Source organism: Isoalcanivorax pacificus W11-5 (assembly GCF_000299335.2).
Lineage (GTDB): Bacteria > Pseudomonadota > Gammaproteobacteria > Pseudomonadales > Alcanivoracaceae > Isoalcanivorax > Isoalcanivorax pacificus.
Genome location: NZ_CP004387.1, coordinates 912,045 through 932,335 on the forward strand (window position 1 = coordinate 912,045; position 20,291 = coordinate 932,335).

At 64.9% G+C, this 20,291-nt stretch carries 14 protein-coding genes; 8 read left to right on the forward strand and 6 right to left on the reverse strand.

From position 1 onward, the window contains the following. Nucleotides 1-8: 8 nt before the first annotated feature. Nucleotides 9-1,598: a GMC family oxidoreductase gene (locus S7S_RS04335; protein ID WP_008738379.1), complete on the reverse strand. Its 1,590-nt coding sequence runs from the start codon at nt 1,596-1,598 to the stop codon at nt 9-11. Between the two features lie 175 nt (nt 1,599-1,773). Between S7S_RS04335 and S7S_RS04340 the strand changes: the two genes are divergently transcribed. Beyond that, nucleotides 1,774-2,412 (forward strand): DUF3047 domain-containing protein, encoded by a 639-nt coding sequence (locus S7S_RS04340; protein WP_008738378.1) that lies wholly within the window; start codon nt 1,774-1,776, stop codon nt 2,410-2,412. A 30-nt stretch (nt 2,413-2,442) separates the two neighbouring features. Here S7S_RS04340 and S7S_RS19535 read toward each other — a convergent pair whose 3' ends face one another. Beyond that, the gene (locus S7S_RS19535; protein WP_144401587.1) at nt 2,443-2,682 is read right to left on the reverse strand and encodes a hypothetical protein; all 240 of its coding nucleotides are present in this window, start codon (nt 2,680-2,682) and stop codon (nt 2,443-2,445) included. Nucleotides 2,683-2,838: 156 nt separating this feature from the next. Between S7S_RS19535 and S7S_RS04345 the strand changes: the two genes are divergently transcribed. Next, complete coding sequence (locus tag S7S_RS04345) at nt 2,839-3,417, forward strand: HNH endonuclease (protein ID WP_035205204.1); 579 nt, start codon at nt 2,839-2,841, stop codon at nt 3,415-3,417. 558 nt (nt 3,418-3,975) lie between these two features. Here the strand turns inward: S7S_RS04345 and S7S_RS04350 are convergent. Both S7S_RS04350 and S7S_RS04355 read right to left on the reverse strand, forming a co-directional pair. Continuing rightward, nucleotides 3,976-5,304: a hypothetical protein gene (locus S7S_RS04350; protein ID WP_008738376.1), complete on the reverse strand. Its 1,329-nt coding sequence runs from the start codon at nt 5,302-5,304 to the stop codon at nt 3,976-3,978. A gap of 111 nt (nt 5,305-5,415) precedes the next feature. After that, nucleotides 5,416-6,303: a LysR substrate-binding domain-containing protein gene (locus tag S7S_RS04355; protein WP_008738375.1), complete on the reverse strand. Its 888-nt coding sequence runs from the start codon at nt 6,301-6,303 to the stop codon at nt 5,416-5,418. A 114-nt stretch (nt 6,304-6,417) separates the two neighbouring features. Here S7S_RS04355 and S7S_RS04360 point away from each other — a divergent pair, with 114 nt between their 5' ends. The 4 genes from S7S_RS04360 (at nt 6,418) to S7S_RS04375 (ending at nt 8,852) form a co-directional block, all read left to right on the forward strand. Continuing rightward, nucleotides 6,418-7,119: a pirin family protein gene (locus S7S_RS04360; RefSeq protein ID WP_008738374.1), complete on the forward strand. Its 702-nt coding sequence runs from the start codon at nt 6,418-6,420 to the stop codon at nt 7,117-7,119. A gap of 84 nt (nt 7,120-7,203) precedes the next feature. Further along, a complete protein-coding gene (locus tag S7S_RS04365) occupies nt 7,204-7,596 on the forward strand; it encodes a DoxX family protein (RefSeq protein WP_008738373.1) in 393 nt (130 codons plus the stop codon). 48 nt (nt 7,597-7,644) lie between these two features. Beyond that, entirely contained in the window at nt 7,645-8,247 is a 603-nt protein-coding gene (locus S7S_RS04370; protein ID WP_008738372.1) for a malonic semialdehyde reductase, read from the forward strand. A 71-nt stretch (nt 8,248-8,318) separates the two neighbouring features. Further along, nucleotides 8,319-8,852 carry a lipocalin family protein gene (locus S7S_RS04375; RefSeq protein WP_035205202.1) on the forward strand — a complete coding sequence of 178 codons (534 nt, stop codon included), beginning with the start codon at nt 8,319-8,321 and terminating at the stop codon, nt 8,850-8,852. Nucleotides 8,853-8,901: 49 nt separating this feature from the next. Here S7S_RS04375 and S7S_RS04380 read toward each other — a convergent pair whose 3' ends face one another. Next, nucleotides 8,902-10,206: a succinylglutamate desuccinylase/aspartoacylase family protein gene (locus S7S_RS04380; protein WP_008738369.1), complete on the reverse strand. Its 1,305-nt coding sequence runs from the start codon at nt 10,204-10,206 to the stop codon at nt 8,902-8,904. An 80-nt stretch (nt 10,207-10,286) separates the two neighbouring features. Then, nucleotides 10,287-12,170: an ATP-binding cassette ATPase Uup gene (gene uup, locus S7S_RS04385; protein WP_008738367.1), complete on the reverse strand. Its 1,884-nt coding sequence runs from the start codon at nt 12,168-12,170 to the stop codon at nt 10,287-10,289. A gap of 44 nt (nt 12,171-12,214) precedes the next feature. Between uup and S7S_RS04390 the strand changes: the two genes are divergently transcribed. Beyond that, complete coding sequence (locus S7S_RS04390; protein ID WP_008738365.1) at nt 12,215-17,818, forward strand: alpha-2-macroglobulin family protein; 5,604 nt, start codon at nt 12,215-12,217, stop codon at nt 17,816-17,818. 47 nt (nt 17,819-17,865) lie between these two features. Then, nucleotides 17,866-20,235, forward strand: a complete 2,370-nt coding sequence (gene pbpC, locus S7S_RS04395; protein WP_035205227.1) for a penicillin-binding protein 1C — start codon at nt 17,866-17,868, stop codon at nt 20,233-20,235. Nucleotides 20,236-20,291: the final 56 nt, after the last annotated feature.

Sequence of the window (20,291 nt, forward strand, 5' to 3'; positions counted from 1 at the left end):
GCGGTGTGTCAGACGCCCATCATGTCCGCCGCTTTCTCGGCGATCATCACGGTGGGCGCATTGGTGTTGCCGCCGATCAGGGTCGGCATGATCGAGGCATCCACCACACGCACACCTTCCAGGCCATGCACACGCAGGCTGTCCGGTGCCACCACCGCCATGTCGTCGATACCCATCTTGCAGGTGCCAACCGGGTGATAGATGTTGTCGCACTTGCGGCGCAGGAAGTCGCGATAATCCTCATCGCTCTGGATGGCCTTGCCGGGGAAGATTTCGTCACCGGCCCAGTCTTTCAGTGCGTCCTGGCGCAGAATGTCCCGCACGATCTTGGCGCCGCGCACCATACCTTCCATATCGTCCGGGTGAGTCAGGAAGCGCGGATCGATCAGGGCGTTGTCGTTCGGATCGGCGCTGTTCAGGGCGACCCGGCCACGGCTTTTCGGGCGCAGGATGCAGACGTGCGCAGAATAGCCCCAGCCCATGGCGAACAGCCAGTTGAGCCCGTGGTTGTCGAGCATCGCCGCCGTCAGGTGCAGTTGCAGATCGGGAATCTCTTCTTCCGGGCGTGATTTGATGAAGCCGCCGGATTCCGCCACGTTCGAGGTCAGCGGGCCGGTGCGGTCGCGGAAGAACTGCCACAATGCCTTGATATGCTTCGGCAGCGCGAACGGAGACAGGCTCAGTGCGTCTTTCTTCAAGGAGCGGTGCACCAGCAGCGCGTCCGGATGATCCTGCAGGTTCTCACCGACGCCGGGCAGCGCATGGCGAACCTGGATATCGTGCCGCGCCAGTTCTTCGCGCGGGCCGATACCCGACAGCAACAGCACCTGCGGCGAATTGATGGCGCCACCACACAGCACGGTTTCACCGGCTTCGACCCGCTGCGCGCGACCCTTGCGGGTGTATTCCGCGCCGATCACGCGTTTGCCGTCGAGGATCAGGCGGCTGACGCGGGCGTCGGTGATCACGGTCAGGTTCGGGCGCTCCAGCGCCGGGTGCAGGTAACCGCGGGCCACGCCGCAGCGCTCGCCGTCTTTCTGGGTGACCTGATAGAAACCCACCCCTTCCTGGGTGGCATTGTTGAAATCGTCGCTCAGCGGCAGGCCGGCCTGGGCACAGGCGCTGATGAAGGCGTTGCTGACCGGGTGGTGGTAACGCAGGTCGGCCACGTTCAGCGGGCCGCCGGTGCCGTGGAATTCGCTCGCGCCACGTTCCTGGTTCTGGCTGCGCTTGAAGATCGGCAGCACGTCGTCCCAGCTCCAGCCGGCGTTGCCCAGTGAGGCCCAGTGGTTGTAGTCCCACTGGTGGCCACGGGTGTAGATCATGGCGTTCACGGCGCTGGAACCCCCCAGCGTCTTGCCACGCGGAATGTAGATCTCGCGGTTGTTCAGGGCGGTCTGCGGCGCCGTGTAGTAACGCCAGTTGCGCTTGTTGGAGCGCATCAGGGCGATAATGCCAGCGGGCATGCGCACCAGCAGGCTGTTGTCATCGGGGCCGGCTTCCAGCAGACAGACTTTATTATTCGGGTTGGCGGACAGTCGGTTGGCCATCACGCAGCCGGCCGAGCCACCGCCGATAATCAGGTAATCAAAGGACATACGGTTACGGTCCTGTTGTGAAAAGGGTAATGAAATCCCCAGGGCTGAAGTGGCTCAATTGTAAGCAGGCACACCTGTTCACTGAATACTATTTGTGACCATTTGGTCATCAATGCGCCCTCAGGATGTCATGACGGGAGGGCCTGTGACTCATCCACTGGTCGGGAGAATGCCGATGCGATGCACGGTGCTCGTGCTCTTCATACTACTCAGTGCCCAGGCGCTGGCGCGCGACACCTTGCCTGGCCCGGTGCCGGGCTGGCGTGAGGTCGTGTTCGAAGGACGAACCCTGTACAGCCTTGATTCGGAGCATGACTGCATTCGTGCCGAGGCACGCGGTACTGCCTCCGGGCTGGTCCGGCAACTGGAGGCCGCCGACCAGGCTGGTCTGTTGCTGCGTTGGCAATGGCGTGCCGAGGCGCCACTGGTGCCAGGCAGCGAGGCCCCCGGCGCTGCGGCGCTGGAAAAACGTCGTGGCGGCGACGATTTCCTGGCCCGCGTGTACGTGATTCACGAAGGGCGTTTCTTCTGGCAGACGCGGGCGGTGAATTATGTCTGGTCCCGCGAACAGGCCACCGGCACCGTATGGCCGAATCCGTTTACCGGCAACGCCATCATGGTGGCGGTGCAAAGCGGCGAAGACGGGCTGGGCGAGTGGCACAGCTTCGAACGTGATGTGCGCGCGGATTTTCGTCGCTATCACGACATTGATATCACCGGGGTGTCGGCGGTGGCGATCATGACGGATGCGGACAACACCCGGGGGCAGGCCAGTGCCTGTTATCGATTGCCACGTTTTGGCGGCGGGCCGTGATGGCGGTTTTTTCCGCTTTTTCTGCGGTGATCATGCTTGTGGTCTGACAAAAAGCGTGGTTATTATTTCGGCAACTTCCGTTGCGCCGGCCAGCATGTTGCCGGTGCCTGTTGCCCGAATCACGGCAAATCCGAGTGTCTGCACCGGGTTTGTGTGGCCGGCGCGGTGCGAACATCCGATGGGTGTTTCATCCGCCCGGCGTAACGCCGCGCTCCGAGCCTGCGTCATGTCGCGCCGGGGCGGGCGAAAAAAACGATCTGTTACTGCCATGCGGTGGTCATGTTTTTGCGCTGTGATGCTGTGCATCGCGGTACGCAAACACAGACCGGCCAGGACAGAAGTCGCTGTGCGCTGTGTGCGTGCCGGGTAGGTGCCGGCACGGGTACTGCCGCCGGTGTCGATGATCGGGTCGCAACGGGAGTCATTATGTCCGCTCGGATTCTCAGGCTGGATATCGCCGGTACACCAATGGAGTGGCTCCATTGGCAGGATGCCGCCTGTCTGTATGCCCGGGGGCTGGTGACCTGGACGCTGGGCGACGTCATCTACCGGGTGCGCGGTGGTATCTCACGCTGCACCGGCGAGCGCTCCGAGATGCAGCTGCACTCCATCATTGCCTGTGACGGCCGCATCAACCCGCACCCCCGCACCCGCCCGCCGCTGACCAACCGGGCCCTGTTCCGCCGCGACCAGAACATCTGCCTTTATTGCGGCCAGCCGTTCAGTGACCAGTCGCTGACCCGTGATCACATCGTGCCGACGTCGCGCGGTGGACGGGACACCTGGCTGAACGTGGTGGCCGCCTGCCGGCGCTGCAACCAGCACAAGGGCAGCCGGTTGCTGGAGGAATGCAACATGGAACTGCTGGCGCTGCCGTACGTGCCGAACATGGCCGAGTACCTGGCGCTGATCAACAGCCACCGTATCCGTGGTGACCAGATGGAATTCCTGCGCAGCCAGTTTTCGCGGCAGAGCCGCTGGCTGGAAGGCATGCCGGCAGCCTGAGGGGTAGGGTGGGTAGAGCCAACGGCGAAACCCACCACGTCCAAGCCATGGTCCACTCCCGCAAAAACATCGAAACTACCCTAGCAGGGTGTTGAAAAAGTCTCTTTGAGACTTTTCCAAGCCACCTTCGCGGCGCAGGTCCGCAAAGGTGGGCACGGAAAATCAATCGCTTATCGCTCTTGATTTTGCTGACGGCTTGATTGAGCCGTCAGCGCAGGGTGTTTTTCAACAGCCTGCTAGACGGAGGTGGGTAGTTCCGCTGGTTTTGTGCGAGCAGTGCGGCACATGGACCCGGTGGGTTTCGCGTTCGCTCTACCCACCCTACCGAGCAAAAAAAACGGCGCCCCAAAGGGGCGCCGGAATTTTTTGCTCGGGAGAGCTATCACGGAGAATACACTCCGGACTCAGGAGGGACACTCTCTGAGCCCTCAGCCATGCTGAAGCTGAGCGGCCAGTCTAGCTTTACTGGGTGAACAGTCATTCGCTGAATTGACCATGGCACCGCGCGGGGTAGTCAATGCAGTTGTAAACTTAACGCACCGCCGGGCGCCCTGCCTGTCAGGGGCTCTGGTGCTGGTTCAGGATGTCCAGGAACACCTCGGCGAACGCCCAGGCGCTCTCCCGGCGGAACTGCTGGCGGTGGTAGCGGAACGACAGATGCAGATGATCGTCCAGTGTCAGTGCGCCCAGTGACAGGCCCATGGGCATGCGACAGGGCGGTGAGAACCACAGCTCGGACAGTGCCAGCTCACTGTCGGCCGGCAGCGGCGAGTGGATGGCGCCGAGGTTGCCAAGCACCGTGGTGCTGCCGATGCGGTTGCCGGTCAGCGGCAGCAACGCCGGTACCGCCTGTCGGATCCAGGCTGGCAGGGCGCGCAATTCCCGCATCAGGTCCACCAGCACGGCCATGGTCACGCTTTCCTTCAGGTTGCTGGTCTGCCGGGTGATGGCCGCGAGCAGGCTGTCGAAATCCTCCCGTTCGCTGGCCCGCGACACCACATTCACCCACATGCACAGGTTGCTGGCGATCTCGTCGCGCCAGTCGTCCCCACGGGTATTCATCGGCATTACCATGCTGATCCGGCCGGTGCTCTGGCCGTGGTCGGTGTTCCAGCGGTCAATCGCCGTATGCAGCGTGGTGACCAGCAGATCGTTGATGGTGGCGCCACCGTGCCGCAGCGTTTGCAGGCGCCGGGTCTGGGCGGCGCTGAAACGGACCGGCATGAAGCCGAGGCCGGCCTGGTCGGCTTCGTCACCGTCCCCGGCGATGCGGGCCGGCGGATTCAGCGTGCTGCCGAGCATTTCCATGACCCGCGTCAGGCGGCTGATGCCGTCGTTGAGCAGGTTCTGGTCCGGCTCCTGGCCGATCCGGCGTGCGGTCAGGAAATCCTGCCCGGACACCGGGTCGCTGATATTGGCGTAGGCGCGCAGCACCGAGAGCATGAAGCGGTACAGGCCAATGTGGTCACTGACGGTGCTGTTCATGTTGATCATGAAAAAGTCACCGCGCTCACCGCAGTGCGCCAGCGCACAGCGGAACGGCGGTGCCTCGGCCAGCGGGATCGGCAGGCTGTGCAGGGCGCTGCGGGCTTCATGCAGGCTTTCTTCGTCGCAGCACTGGATGATGCGCAGCGGCACCTGTTCCAGTGCGTCGTGCAGTTGCCAGAAGTATCCGGTATCACCGGCGGCGTGCGGCACCAGTGACACACGGCTCATCGGGTGCTTGCGGGCCGCGCTGCGGATGGCCTGTATCAGGCGTTCCTCGTCCAGGTGGCCGCTGACCCGGATTTCCATCTGCAAGCCCAGCGGTGAGGCGGGCTGGTCCAGGTGCAGCAGCAATTCGTCATACAGGTTCAGTGGAAACCGTTTCGGCAGCGGGGTTGTCATCAGTCGCCCTCCCTGGGCCCGGACATCGCGGTTGCCCTGATTCTATAACCCTTCGGCGCGGTGCTGACAGGACGGTTGTGTAGCGGTCAGTCGACAAACACCCTGTCAGCATCAGGGTTCTTCGCGCAGATACTCCGGCAGATGCCGGATCAGCCAGCGCAATCCCTTGCCGGCGCCGTCCACGCGCCAGCCCATGAAGACCGGGAACGGTGCCGGTGGCGTGTCCACTTCAAGCTGTACCAGCCGACCGCTGGCCAGCAGCGGTTGTGCCAGCCCGCGCGGCAGGGTGCCGATACCGAGGCCGGCTTCCAGCGCGCTGGCCTTGCTGTGGAAATCGCTCACGGTCAGGGCCGGCTGCAAATGGGTGAGGCGGATGGTGCGGGCCGGGTGCGTGCGCGAGGTGTCGGCGACCGCCACGGCGCGGAAGCGGCTGAGCCGGTGGCTGTCCAGTGGCCCGCTGTGCGCGGCCGGATGGGCCGGGCTTGCGACATAGATGAACTGCGCCAGGCCCATCTCCTGCACTCGCACCCCTGGCGGCGTGCTGTCTGGAGGCCCGCCGATGCAGATCATGGCGCGGCCTTCGGCCAGCGCCTCCCAGCCGCCGCCGATGGCCTCGCTGATGATGCGCAGTGTGGTGGTCGGCGCCACGCCATCGAAACGCTGCACCAGCGGCCAGAGCCGTGCGGGCGGGAAGATCACGTCCAGCGCCACGGTGATCTGGTTTTCCCAGCCGGTTTCCAGTGCGCGTGCCTGCTGCCCCAGGTTTTCGGCGTGGTTGAGCAGTTGCCGGCCACCGTTCAGCAGCAGCTCGCCGGCAGCGGTCAGCCGTGCCTTGCGGCCGGAGCGGTCGAACAGCAGCACCCCGGCGTCTTCTTCCAGCTTCTGAATGCTGTAGCTGATGGCCGAAGGGGCCCGGTCCAGTTCCTGCGCGGCGGCGGCGAAGCTGCCCCGGCGGGCGATGGCGTCCAGTACACGCAGGGCATCGAGGCTCAGGGTCATGAGGCAGTGTCCTATGTTCAGTTTTTCTGAACGTATCGCTCAGGTTTGGGCGGTTTATTGGCGATGGTAGGCGGTTTATCTTGCTTTCATCAATCAGCAGGGAGGAACAGACCCATGCAAACGATACTGAAAGCGGGGGATCGCGGTGGTGTGAACCTGGGCTGGCTGGACAGCCGCCACAGCTTTTCCTTCGGCCACTATTACGACCCGCGTTACCAGGGCGTCTCGGTGCTGCGGGTGATCAACGAGGACCGCGTGCGCCCCGGTGCCGGCTTCGACACGCACGGCCACCAGGACATGGAAATCATTACCTATGTGCTGGAAGGCACCATTGCCCACCGCGACAGCGAGGGCAACGTGGCCACGCTGCCGGCGGGTAATGTGCAGGTGATGAGTGCCGGACGCGGAATTCGCCACAGCGAATTCAACGCCTCGGAAACCGACCCGCTGCATTTCCTGCAGATCTGGGTGCGCCCGGACCGCACCGGCGGTACGCCGCGCTATCAGGAACTGGACGCCAGTGACGCGCCGGAATGGCTGATCGCCAGCCCGGACGGCGCTGACGGCAGCCTGGAGATTCTCCAGGATGCCCGCCTCTGGCTGCTGCGTGGCGATGTCTGGGGCAACCGCGATCTGCCGGCCGGCCGGCTGTTCTACCTGCACCAGATTCGTGGCGAGCGCCGCGTCGGTGACCAGGTGCTGCGTGCCGGTGATGCGATCACCGTGTATGGCCAGCCGCAACTGGCGGGCAGTGCGGGCGACAACAGTGAAACGCTGCTGTTCGACCTGCCGGACCAGGCCCCCTATCTACCCTGACCCTGACACCCGCCGGCAACGGCGGGGCTTTTTTTTCGACCCGTTTTCCGACCCGTTTTCTGACCCCTTTGATGGAGACACCTGATGGACAAGTTTACCCCCTGGATGGCACTGGCTGGCCGCGTGCTGCTGGCGTTGATGTTTGTGCTGGCGGGCTACGACAAGATCGGCGGCTATGCAGGCACGCAACAGTTCATGGCGTCTGCCGGCGTGCCCGGCGCGCTGTTGCCGCTGGTGATTCTGGCGGAGCTGGGCGGTGGCCTGGCGATCGTGTTCGGTTTCCTGACCCGCACCGCGTCCATTGGCCTGGCCGTGTTCACGGTGCTGGCGGCAGTGATTTTCCACGCCGACTTCAATGACTACACCCAGCAACTGCTGTTCATGAAAAACCTGTCCATTGCCGGTGGCCTGCTGGTCCTCGCCGCCAGCGGACCGGGCCGTCTCAGTATCGACAGCACGCTGGGCCGCCACTGGTAAGTTCGTACCGGCGGGCGCAGGCCCGCCCTGTTTTGCAAGGAGTGAATCATGAGTGACACCGCACAGGCACTGCCGCACACCACACTGGCGCAACTGTTTACCGAGGCGCGCACGCACATGCACTGGCAGGATCGTCCGGTCACGGCGACGCAACTGCGCGAGATCTACGACCTGGCCAAGTGGGGCCCGACCAGCATGAACGGGTTTCCCCTGCGGCTGAAATTCATCGTCAGCGCGGCGGCGAAGGAGACGCTGATCCCGTTGCTGTCCGAGGGTAACCAGGCCAAGACCCGGGCCGCGCCGGCCACGATCATCGTCGCCAGTGATCCGTCGTTCCATGAACAGTTGCCGACACTGTTTCCGGGCGCGCCGGGTGCAAAAGACATGTTTGCCGGCAACGATGCGCTGCGTGACAGCACGGCCTTCCGCAACAGCAGTCTGCAGGCCGCCTATCTGATCATGGCGGTGCGGGCACTCGGGCTGGATGCCGGACCGATGTCCGGTTTCGATGCGGCGAAAGTGGATGAGGCTTTTTTTGCCGACACCGGCTACCGCACCAACATGCTGATCAATATTGGCTACGGAGTACCGGAAAAACTCTACCCGCGTGGTCCGCGCCCGGCGTTTGACGAGGTGGCGGAGATTCTCTGAACGGCTGTCTTCACAGTGTGTTGTCCGGGGATAGGGTTCAGTACCCGGACACCCACAGTGGAGGACGTTTCATGCCTGGATGGATGGCTGCTTCCGGCGCGCTGGCGCTGGCGATGCTGATGCTTGGTTGCCAGAGCCGGCCGTTACCGCCGGTGGCGATGGCGCAACAGGTGGACTTGCCGCGTTTTATGGGCGACTGGTACGTGATCGCCAGCATTCCGACGATTTTCGAACGTGATGCCTGGAATGCGGTGGAGCGTTATCAGTTGCGCGAAGACGGTCGCATCGACACCACCTTTACCTTTCTCAAGGGTGGCTTCGACGGCGAACGCAAGACCATGACACCCGTGGCGACAGTACGCGAGGGGCACGGCAACGCACTCTGGGGCATGCAGTTTCTCTGGCCGTTCAAGGCGGATTTTCGCATCAGCTGGCTGGACGAGGATTACCGCATGACGGTGATCGGCCGGGAAAAACGCGACTATGCCTGGATCATGGCGCGCACGCCGGACATCAGCGAGGCGGATTATGATCGGCTGGTGGCGTTTCTGGCGCGTCAGGGTTATGACGTGAGTGCGCTGCGAAAAGTGCCACAACGCTGGTGAGAGGGCAGGGCGGGTGTCGTCTTTGGCGTGACCTGCCCCGGCCCCTCTCTCAGCCGTCGGTGGACGGCGCCGTATCAACGTCCGCCGGGGGGGCCTCTTCGCCGGTTTGTTCCGGCGTCGTGCTTTCCGGGGCAATGTCTTCCGCAGTGCCTCCGTCATCCTGGACCGGTTGAACGCTTTCCTGTTGCTCGGCTTCCTGCCGGGCCGCTTCTTCCTGCACCTGCTCCGGCGCCTTTTCCACACCGACGTGGTAGGCGGCGAAGCCCGTGTGCACGACCTGGTTTTCCGCCATGCCGAGCAGGCGACCGTCGAACGGCGCGATGATCGCACTGCCGGTGTTGGTGACCGGATCGGTCACCGTGCCGAGCACCTGGCCGCGTCGTACCTGGTCGTTGAGTTTGACCTGCGACATGAGAATGCCGCCCTGGCTGGCGCGCAGCCATTGCGATTCATAGAACACCGGTTGCGGCGAACTCCAGAAGCGGCGTGTCTTGCGCATGCCGAGGTTGTCGAGCACGGTTTCAATCGCCTTCACGCCACTGTCTACCGCTTCTTCTTCCAGCCGGTTCGGGCCGCCGGCTTCCATGGTTACGGTGGGAATGCCGGCGTCGGTGGCAGCGCGGCGCAGGGTGCCGCTGGCGGCCTTGCCGTGCAGCACGGTGATGCCGCCGAACTTGCGCGCGAACTCGACGATATCCGGGTGTGTCATGTCACCGCGCAGCTGCGCATGGTTCACGCGCCGCAGCGAGCCGGTATGCAGGTCAACCAGGTACTGGCAGTGGACAATGATTTCCGAGAACAGCGAATGCGCGATGCGCGCCGCCGAGCTGCCATCCGGTACGCCGGGAAAATAACGGTTCAGGTCACGACGGTCGGCCAGATAGCGTTCACCGCGCCGGAAACCATCCAGATTCACAATCGGAATGCCGACCACGGTGCCGGTGAGTGTGGCCGGCTCCAGTTGATACATCAGCCGGCGCACCATTTCGATGCCGTTGAGTTCGTCGCCATGGATCGCTGCCGTCAGGCACACGGTCGGGCCGGGCTGGCTGCCGTGTGCCACCAGTACCGGCACCGGCGTGGCGATGGAGGCGAAGGATTGCTCCGGCGACCAGTACAGGGTGTCGATGCCGCCGGCCGCGACGCTGTCGCCGAGCAGTGTGAAGGGGGCAGGGCGGCCGTCTTCCTCGATCACCACCGGTTCTTCCACCACCTGTGGTGCCGGTGCCTGCTCGGGCTTGGCGATGTCTTCGTCTTCCACCTCGGTGGCGAGCGCCGGCATGACGGCCAGGCACAGCAGGCCCGGCAGCAATGCGCGCGACAGCGGGCGAGCACAGGAAAGACGCAACGGCATGGCACAGCTCCTCAGATAAAACGGCATTCGGCGGCTTGGATACGTGAAACCGGCGCCGGTTCCTGGAGTGGCGGCCGGTTTTACAGGGCGTCGAGCGCTTCCCAGCGGGCGAAACGTGTTTCCAGCGTGCGCTCCAGATCCGCCAGTTGCTGCTGGACGGCGGCTATTGCCGACGCCTCCTGCTGGTAGAATTCCGGCGCGCTCATGCGGGCCTGCACGGCTTCGATCTGCTGCTCCAGTTGCTCGATTTCTGCGGGCAGTTTTTCCAGCTCCAGCCGTTCACTGTAGGACAGTTTTTTTACAGTTTTCGGCGCGGCGGCTTTCGGTGCCGGCTTCTTGTCCTCGGGCTTGCCGGCTTTCGCCACCGGCTCGCCGCTGGCGCGCTGGCGCAGCCAGTCCTGATAGCCGCCGACGTATTCGTTGATCTGGCCCTGTTCGAACACCAGCGTACTGGTGACCACGTTGTCGATGAATTCCCGGTCGTGGCTGACCAGCAACAGTGTGCCGGTGTACTGCATCAGCTGTTCTTCGAGCAGGTCCAGGGTTTCAGCGTCCAGGTCGTTGGTCGGTTCGTCCAGTACCAGCACATTGAACGGCCGCGTGAACAGTTTTGCCAGCAGCAGCCGGTTGCGTTCCCCGCCGGACAGTGACTTGACCGGCTGGCGGGCGCGCGCCGGTTCGAACAGAAAGTCCTGCAGGTAGCCGATGGCGTGTTTGGGCTGGCCGTTGATGGTGAGGATATCGCTGCCTTCGGTGACGTTTTCCAGCACCGATTTTTCTTCGTCCAGGGTGTCGCGCAACTGATCGAAGTAGGCCACTTCCAGACTGGTGCCCAGCTTCACGCTGCCGCTGTCCGGCGTCAGCCGGCCAAGCAGGATTTTCAGCAGCGTGGACTTGCCGCAGCCGTTGGCGCCGATGATGCCGATGCGATCACCACGCAGGATCGTCAGCGACAGGTCGTCAATGATCTGCCGGTCGTCATAGCGCTGGCTCAGGTGCTCGGCCTCGATCACCAGCTTGCCGGAACGGGCCACGTCCTGCACCGTCAGGCTGGCCGTGCCCTGGCGGTTGCGGCGCGCGGCGAATTCATTGCGCAGGGCTTTCAGTGCGCGCACGCGGCCTTCGTTGCGGGTACGCCGGGCCTTGATGCCCTGGCGAATCCAGGCTTCCTCGCGGGACAGTTTCTTGTCGAACTCGGCGTTGGCTTTTTCTTCCGCGTCCAGCGCCGCCTGCTTGCCGTCCAGATAGGCCTGGTAATCGCCGGGCCAGCTGGTCAGCCGGCCGCGATCCAGCTCGATGATGCGTGTGGCCAGGGCGCGGATAAAGGCCCGGTCGTGGGTGATGAACACCAGTGTGGCATTGAAGCTGCGCAGGAATTCTTCCAGCCAGCGGATGGCGTCGATGTCCAGGTGGTTGGTGGGCTCGTCCAGCAGCAGGATGTCCGGCGCCTGCACCAGTGCGCGCGCCAGCAGCACGCGGCGCTTCATGCCGCCGGACAGTCCGGCGAAGCCGGTGTCGCCATCCAGCGTCAGGCGCGAGAGCACGGTTTCCACGCGCTGCGACATATCCCACGCGTTGTGCGCGTCGATGGCCGCCTGCACCGTCTCGAAGCGCTGCAGGGTGGCGTCGTCGCCGTCGCCCAGTTGCAGGGTGAGCTGGTGATATTCCCCCAGCAGCCGGCCCAGTTCGCCGAGCCCGCCGGCGACCACGTCGAACACGCTGCCTTCGGTGCCGCGGGGCACGTCCTGTTCCAGCCGCGCCACGCGCAGCCCCTGGGCCTGCTCGATGCTGCCGTCGTCCGGTTGCAGTTCGCCGGCGATGATCTTCATCAGTGTGGATTTGCCGGCGCCATTGCGGCCGACCAGGCACAGCCGCTCCCCCTTGTCGATGGTCAGCGACACATCGTGCAGCAGCGGCGCAGCGCCGAAGCTGAGTTGCAGGTTGCGGAGGGTAAGCAGGGGCATGGCGGTTCCCGTCGACGGTCGGATTTCAGGCGCGCGAGTGTAGCATGACGCAGGTACACACCGCCGCCGTGGCGGTGTGCTATGTTTGCCCGACAGCCTACGGACCGGATGCCTGCATCATGAGCTTGTCGCCCTTTCGCCTTTTGGCCCTGTTCTGCTTCCTGACCCTTGCCGCCTGCGATGACACCCCCGAACCTGCCCAGGACGCGCCGCCGGTGACCCGTGCCGCGCCTGACGCCGCGTGGGACGCCTACCTGGCGGGCCATTCCCCTGCCCGGGTGCCCGCTGCCGGGCCGCTGCAGGTACGCTTCAGTGGCCCGGTGATCGGTTCCGACCAGCTTGAGAAAGCGCTGGAAAAACTGGTCACGATCACGCCGCAGATAGAGGCCGAGGCGCGGTTTGTCAGCGAACAGGAACTGGTCATCCTGCTGGCGTCTCCGCTCAAGGCCGGGCAGACCTATCAGGTCAGCCTGAACCCGGCGATGCTGCCGGGCGTGCCGCTGGAAACGCCGTACCAGTTCAGCGTCAGTGCCTTGCCGCAAAGCATGGACCTGCGCCTGCAGGGCCTGGCCCCGGTGGACGACGACACCATGCAACTGGCCGGCGAACTGACCACGCTGGACCAGGCCTCGCCCGAGGCGATACAGAACGTGCTGCAGGCGCATCAGGGCGAGCGTGTGCTGACCGCCACCTGGCAGCACGACGCCGCCGGCCGCACGCACAGTTTCCTGATCGGGGATATCCGCCGGAGCGATCAGGCCAGCGAGGTGGTGTTGCGCTGGCATGGCGCGGAGATCGGCACAGACCAGCAGGGTGATCGCACCCTGCGCGTGCCGGCGCGGGACGAATTCAGTGTCACCGATGTGCGTATTACCGCCGCCGAGCGGCAGTACATCGCCGTGAGCTTCAGTGCGCCGCTGGCGCCACGGCAGAACCTCGCCGGGCTGGTGCGGCTGGATGGCAAGGATGCCAGCGCGCGCATCGAAGGCAGCCAGATGCGCATCTACCCGCCGGAGAATTTTACCGGCGAAACCCGCCTGCGGCTGGAGCCGGGCCTACGCAGCGAACAGGGCGGCCGGCTTGGCGAGCCGTGGGAGCAGGCGCTCACGTTTGTCAGCCTCAAGCCGGGCGTGCGGTTTGTCGGCAAGGGCGTGGTGCTGCCGGAAAATGATCGCCTGACCGTGCCGTTCGAGGCGGTCAATGTGCGTGCCGTGACGATCACCGCGATGAAGGTGTACCGCAACAATATCGGCCAGTTTTTCCAGCAGAACAGCCTCACCGAAGGCAACGGGCTGCAACAGGTAGGCCGTTACCAGTGGCGCCGCGAATTCCCGCTCACTGACGTGCCGCGCGACCGCTGGCAGCGTTATCTGCTGGATGTGTCGGACCTGGTGGTGGATGAACCCGGCACGCTGTTCCAGCTTGAACTGCGCATCGACCGTGACCAGGTGCTGTTCGAATGCACCGACCGCACGCCCACGCAGGACCCGGCCCGTCCGCTGGACAACTGGGAGGCGCCGGGCCAGGTGGAAGGCAGCGGCTGGGACGGCATCGAAAACTGGTTCAATGACAGCGGTTACGTGGCGTACTCCGAGCGCCACAACCCCTGTAGCCGGGCCTACTACCTTTACGATTACGACAACCCGGTCAGCGCCACGCGCAATCTGCTGTCCTCGAATCTCGGCCTGCTGGCCAAGCAGGGCAGCGACAACACCCTGCATGTGGTCACCACACACCTGCGCAACGCCCAGCCGGCCGGCGGCGTGGAAGTCGAGGTGTTCAACTACCAGCAACAGCGCATCGGCAAGGGCGTCACCGACACCAGCGGCATGTTGACGCTGCCACTGGATGGCGCAGCCTTCTACATGACCGCGCGCCGCAACGAGGACCGGGGTTATCTGAAACTGTCCCGTGGCATGGCCTTGCCCACCAGCCAGTTCGATGTCGGCGGGGTGCAGGTGCGGCACGCCGTGAAAGGGCATCTGTACGGCGAACGTGATGTGTGGCGTCCCGGCGACGACATGCACCTGACCTTCGTGCTGGAAGACCGCGAGCAAGTGCTGCCGGCAAAACACCCGGTGACGCTGGAACTCTACGACCCGCGCGGCAACCGCGTGGCCAGCCGCACCAGCAGTGCGCCGGTGGGCAATTTCTACACCTTTACGCTGAACACCGACGAGGACGCACCGACCGGACAATGGCGCTTGCTGGCGCGTGTCGGCGGCATGCTGTTCGACGCGCCGGTGCGTATCGAAACCGTGGTGCCGAACCGCCTGAGCGTGAACCTGGACGTGGGTGAGGAACCGTTGCGCGTTGACGATATGCCGCGCGCCAGCACCCTGTTCGGCCAGTGGCTTTCCGGCGCTACCGCCGCCAATCTGAAGGCGGATGTGAAAGCACGCCTGAGTGCCAGGCCGACGCGCTTCAACCGTTTTACCGACTACCGTTTCGACGATCCGGCGCGCAGTTTTTCCAGCGCGGAACAGACGGTGTTCGAAGGTCGCCTGGATGCCAAGGGTTATGCACGCTTCCCGCTCACCCTGCTGCACGACAACACTGCCCCGGGTATGCTGCGCGCCACTTTTACCAGCCGCGTGTTTGAACAGGGCGGCCAGTTCAGCGTGCAGAGCCGCTCGGTGGATTACCACCCCTGGCCGCAGTATGTCGGCCTGAAACTGCCGGCGGGCGATCAGGCGCGGAATATGCTGCTGACCGACACCGACCACGCCGTGCGTATCGCCGCGCTGGACAGCCAGGGCGAGCCGCTGGCGCTGAAAGACCTGGAAGTCTCGCTGTACAAGATCGAATGGCGCTGGTGGTGGGACCAGGGTGGTGAAGCGCTGGCGCGCTATGCCAGCAGCGCCGGTCACCTGGCGATTCAGCGAGGCAAGGTCAGCACCGACGCCGACGGCAAGGGCGAATGGTCGCTGCGCATCAATTACCCGGAGTGGGGCCGCTACCTGCTGAGCGTCTGCGATCCGGACGGCGGCCACTGCGCCGGTGAAGTGTTCTATATGGACTGGCCCGGCTGGGCCGGCCGCGCCCGCGAAGAACGTGGCGAAGGCGCCAGCCGCCTGACGCTCTACACCGACCGGACCGAATACACCGTCGGTGATACCGCTACCGTGCGCCTGCCGGAAACCGAACAGGGCCGTGCACTGATCAGTGTCGAGAACGGCAGCCGCATCCTGAACCAGTACTGGCTGGAACTCGGGGACGGTGAACACAGCTTCGAGGTGCCGGTGACCGCCGAGATGGCGCCGAACGTGTACGTCAGTGTGACGCTGCTGCAACCGCACGCCGGGCGCGAGAACGATCGCCCGCTGCGTCTGTTCGGTCTGGTGCCGCTGATGGTCAGCGACCCGGCGACGCACCTGCACCCGCAACTGACGGTGGCGGACACCGTGCGGCCGCAACAGCCGTTCACGATCCGCGTGCAGGAAAACGACGGCAAGCCGATGACCTACACGCTGGCGGTGGTCGACGAGGGCCTGCTCGGCCTGACCAACTTCCGCACGCCGGACCTGCATAAAGCATTCTTCCGCCGCGAAGCCCTCGGCGTGCGCACCTGGGACCTGTTCGATGAAGTGGCCGGCGCCTACGCCGGCGCGCTGGAGCGGCTGATCGCCATCGGCGGCAGTGACGCCGCCGACATGGACGACGACGCCAGCCGCAAGCGGCGCTTCCCGCCCGTGGTGCGTTTCCTCGGTGCGTTTGAACTCGGTGCCGGCGAAACCCGCGAGCATGAGGTGACCCTGCCACAATACCTGGGCGCTGTGCGCGTGATGCTGGTGGCCGGCGACAATGGCCGTTATGGCCGCGCGGAAAAGACCGTCACCGTGCGCGATCCGCTGGCGCTGCTGACCACTTTGCCGCGTGTGCTTGGCCCGGGCGAACAGGTGTCGGTGCCGGTGAACCTGTTTGTGCAGTCGCCGGATATTCGTGATGTGGCGGTGACGCTGGAAGCGGATCCGTTGTTCACGGTGACGCAGGGCGACGCGTCCGTGTCGTTCGACGCACCGGGCGAGGCGATCACCGTGCTCGACCTGTCGGTGGGTGATGAAGTCGGCAGCGGCGAAATCCGTGTCAACGCGCAGGGCGGTGGCGAGCAGACGCAGGAAGCCATTTTCATGACCGTGCGCAGCCCGAACCCGCCGTCGGTCACACAGTGGCAGGCGACGCTGCCGCCGGGCGAAACCTGGACACAGGACTTCACCCCGCATGGTCTGCCGGGCACCAACAGTGCCACGCTGGAAATCAGCAGCGTGCCGCCACTGCATCTGGGCCAGCGTCTGCAATATCTCATCCAGTACCCGCACGGTTGCCTGGAGCAGGTCACGTCTGCGGCCTTCCCGCAGCTTTACCTGCCGGGGCTGATGGCGCTGTCGGAAGCGCAGCAACTGGATACCGCTGCCAACGTGCAGCGCGCCATTGATCGCCTGCGCGGCTATCAACTGGCGGACGGCGGCTTTGCCTACTGGCCGGGCGCCAGCGGTGCGCACGACTGGGCCACCACTTACGCAGGGCATTTCCTGCTGGAAGCACAACGGCTCGGTTACGCGGTGCCGGCGGACATGCTGGATCGCTGGCGCAACCACCAGCGCCAGCAGGCACGCGGTTATCTCAGCGGCAACGAGGCCACGCAACTCGCGCAGGCCTATCGCCTGTACACGCTGGTGCGGGCCGGCGCGCCGGAAACCGGCGCCATGAACCGCCTGCGCGAAACGCCGGGGCTGGCGGCCATTGCCCGCTGGCAACTGGCGGCGGCCTACCAGGCCATGGGCATGCTCGACGTGGCGGCAGCCCTGACCGACAACGCCAGCACGGCACTGCGTGATTATGACCAGCCCGGTGAAACCTTCGGCTCGGCGTTGCGCGACCGCGCTATCCTGTTGCCGGTGCTCGATGGCCTGAAGCGCGAGGACGATGCCGAGGCGCAGGTGCAGGCGATTGCCGAATCACTCGGTGGCGAACGCTGGTACAGCACGCAGTCGGTGGCCTGGGCGCTGATGGCGCTGTCCCGTTATTTCGATGCGAGTGAGCAGAACGGCCTGGATTTCGCCTGGCGCCAGGGTGACGGCGAGTGGGTGAGCGTGCGCGAGAGCGCGGTGCTGAGCACCCGGACACCCGCGCCTGAACCGGGTGTGCTCGCGGTCCGTAATAACAGCGCGCAACGCCTGTATGTGGTGCTCAGCAATCGCGGCGTGCCGGCGGCGGGCCATGAACAGGCCAGCGCCAACGGCCTGCAACTACAGACCCGCTTCACCGGCCTGGACGGCCAGCCACTGGCCATCGACACGCTCGGACAGGGCACGGATATCCGCGCCGAGGTCACCGTGACCAACACCAGTGGCCGTCTGCAGCAACAACTGGCGCTGACACAGATCCTGCCCAGCGGCTGGCAGGTCAGCAACGATCGCATGGCCGGTGCGGAGGCGCCGCAGGCGCTGACCTACCAGGACATCCGCGATGACCGTGTGCTCAGTTACTTCAGCCTGAAAGCGGGCGAAAGCCGCACCGTCACGCTGTCACTGAACGCCTCGTTCGCCGGCCGTTTCTACCTGCCGGGCTGGCAGGTGGAAAACATGTACGACGCGGGTGTGCAGGCACAGAGTGCTGGCCGCTGGGTCACGGTGGAAGCCCGATAACAAGGAGACTGCGGCCACGGTGTGTGAGGCACCGTGGCCGTTCCCGCATGGCCATGTTCCGTCCACGCAAGCGTCACCTGTTACTGCTGGTCGCGGTGGCATTGTTGTGCCTGCTGGCCTGGCCATTGCCGTCACCCCTGTTCGGCACGCCCTATGCGCATGCGTTGCTGGACCGTGATGGCCGCCTGCTGGCGGCGACCATCGCGCCGGATGAGCAGTGGCGTTTCTCGCCGGTGGAGACAGCGCCCCCGCGTTTTGCCCGCGCGCTGGTGACCTTCGAGGACAAACGCTTTTTCTGGCATCCCGGTGTGGACCCGCTGGCGATTGTCCGCGCCACGCGCGACAACCTGCGCCATGGCCGCGTGGTCAGCGGCGGCAGCACTCTGACCATGCAACTGGCGCGGCAGATTGCCGGCCATGATGCCCGCACCCTGGCGGCCAAGCTGGATGAAGCTTGGCTGGCGCTGCGGCTGGAGCTGCATTACAGCAAGGAGGCGCTGCTGGCGCTGTACGCCAGCCACGCGCCGTTTGGCGGTAATGTGGTGGGCCTCAATGCCGCCGCCTGGCGTTACTTCGACCGCCCGCCGGCGGAACTGAGCTGGGCCGAGGCGGCCATGCTGGCGGTGCTGCCGAACAACCCCGCGTTGCTGCACCCCGGCCGCAACCGCGAGGCACTGCAGGCAAAACGGGACCGGCTGCTGGCCGCGCTGCACGCACAGGGCGACATGAGCGATCTGGATTTTCGCCTCGCCCTGGCCGAGCCGTTGCCGTCCTCGCCGCGTCCGCTGCCGCGTCTTGCGCCGCATCTTCTGGCGACGTTGCAACAGCAGCATGGTGATGGCTTTTTCCACACCACCCTGAGCCGCGACCTGCAACAGGGCGTGATGCAGATTGCCGCACGCCACGGCCAGCGGCTGGGCCGCGAAGGGATATCTGATCTGGCGGTGCTGGTGCTGGATCATCGCGATGGCCAGGTGCGTGCCTACGTCGGTAACCATGCGGCCGGAGAAGTGAATCGTGAAGGCGGCATGCTGGACCTGATCCAGCGCCCACGCAGCAACGGCAGCCTGCTGAAACCGTTTCTGTATGCGCTGATGTTGCAGGAAGGGCAATTGCTGCCGCAGACGCTGGTGGCGGATATCCCGACCCAGTTTGCCGGCTACAGCCCGGAGAACTACGACCGCGATTACCGCGGCGCGGTGTCCGCCAGGGCGGCACTGGCGCGTTCGCTGAACGTGCCGATGGTGCGCCTGCTGCGCCAGTATGGCGTCGAGCGCTTTCATGACCAGCTCACGGCGCTGGGCCTGACCACCCTGTTCCGGGCACCGGCGGATTATGGCCTGACGCTGATCCTCGGGGGCTCGGAAGCGACACTGTGGGAGTTGACCGGCCTGTACATGAACCTGGTCATCAGCGCCCGCGACGGTATCGATGCGCGGCCACGCCGGCCGCAATGGCTACTGGAGGAAACGCCCGCCCCCTTGCCCCCGGTCATCGGCCAGGGCGCCGCCTGGCTGACCCTGCAGGCGCTCACCGACGTGGTGCGGCCGGGCGAGGACAGTGTCTGGCGCGAGTACGCTTCCAGCCAGCCGATTGCCTGGAAAACCGGCACCAGTTTCGGGCTGCGTGATGGCTGGGCAATTGGCAGTAACGGCGAGTACACAGTCGGCGTCTGGGCCGGCAATGCCGAGGGACAGGGCGTGCCGGGGCTGACCGGCACCACCGCTGCCGCGCCGGTGATGCTGGAAGTGTTCAGCCTGCTCGGTGTGACACCCTGGCTGCGCACCCCGCACTGGGCATTGCAGGATATCGCTGTCTGCGCCGACGACAGTTTGCTGCCGCAGGGCGACTGCCCGACCCGTGTCGTCAAGGCGCCGCGCGACAGTCATTTTGAACAAGTCTCCTCGCATTACCGGCGCATTCATGTGGACAGTGCCGGCTACCGCGTGCACGCCGGCTGCGAAAATCCGCTGCGCATGCAGACGCGCGCGCAATTCCTGCTGCCGGCGGCGCAGGAGTTTTTCTGGCGCCGGCATCATCCGGAATACCGGCCGCTGCCGCCCTGGCGCGAGGATTGCCTGGCACGGCTGGCAGACTTTACCGACGATCACCCCATTGCGCTGCTGTACCCGCAGGACGGCACCCGGGTGATGCTGCCGGTGGACCTGGACGGCCGCCTGGGCCGGGTGATGTTCCGCGCCGTGCACCGCGACCCGCGCGCGCGGCTGCAATGGCATCTGGACGACACCTATCTCGGTGAAACACGCCACTTTCATGAGCGGGCGTTGTTGCTGACACCTGGCTGGCACCAGATTGTGCTGATCGATCAGCATGGCCAGCGTCTCGCGCAATGGGTGAAGGCCCTCGCCCGCGATGACCAGGCCGTGAACAGGCCTGTTGACCTCAATCAGCATTGAGGTCGTATGATCCCGGTTTCGTTTTGCGTCCGGTGACGCATTGTCTGTTTTCTGCC

What these genes read in the sequence shown, in the direction of transcription:
- S7S_RS04335 (WP_008738379.1), bottom strand. Translation starts at nt 1,598, where the DNA reads ATGTCCTTTGATTACCTGATTATCGGCGGTGGCTCGGCCGGCTGCGTG.
- S7S_RS04340 (WP_008738378.1), top strand. Translation starts at nt 1,774, where the DNA reads ATGCGATGCACGGTGCTCGTGCTCTTCATACTACTCAGTGCCCAGGCG.
- S7S_RS19535 (WP_144401587.1), bottom strand. Translation starts at nt 2,682, where the DNA reads ATGGCAGTAACAGATCGTTTTTTTCGCCCGCCCCGGCGCGACATGACG.
- S7S_RS04345 (WP_035205204.1), top strand. Translation starts at nt 2,839, where the DNA reads ATGTCCGCTCGGATTCTCAGGCTGGATATCGCCGGTACACCAATGGAG.
- S7S_RS04350 (WP_008738376.1), bottom strand. Translation starts at nt 5,304, where the DNA reads ATGACAACCCCGCTGCCGAAACGGTTTCCACTGAACCTGTATGACGAA.
- S7S_RS04355 (WP_008738375.1), bottom strand. Translation starts at nt 6,303, where the DNA reads ATGACCCTGAGCCTCGATGCCCTGCGTGTACTGGACGCCATCGCCCGC.
- S7S_RS04360 (WP_008738374.1), top strand. Translation starts at nt 6,418, where the DNA reads ATGCAAACGATACTGAAAGCGGGGGATCGCGGTGGTGTGAACCTGGGC.
- S7S_RS04365 (WP_008738373.1), top strand. Translation starts at nt 7,204, where the DNA reads ATGGACAAGTTTACCCCCTGGATGGCACTGGCTGGCCGCGTGCTGCTG.
- S7S_RS04370 (WP_008738372.1), top strand. Translation starts at nt 7,645, where the DNA reads ATGAGTGACACCGCACAGGCACTGCCGCACACCACACTGGCGCAACTG.
- S7S_RS04375 (WP_035205202.1), top strand. Translation starts at nt 8,319, where the DNA reads ATGCCTGGATGGATGGCTGCTTCCGGCGCGCTGGCGCTGGCGATGCTG.
- S7S_RS04380 (WP_008738369.1), bottom strand. Translation starts at nt 10,206, where the DNA reads ATGCCGTTGCGTCTTTCCTGTGCTCGCCCGCTGTCGCGCGCATTGCTG.
- uup (WP_008738367.1), bottom strand. Translation starts at nt 12,170, where the DNA reads ATGCCCCTGCTTACCCTCCGCAACCTGCAACTCAGCTTCGGCGCTGCG.
- S7S_RS04390 (WP_008738365.1), top strand. Translation starts at nt 12,215, where the DNA reads ATGACGCAGGTACACACCGCCGCCGTGGCGGTGTGCTATGTTTGCCCG.
- pbpC (WP_035205227.1), top strand. Translation starts at nt 17,866, where the DNA reads ATGGCCATGTTCCGTCCACGCAAGCGTCACCTGTTACTGCTGGTCGCG.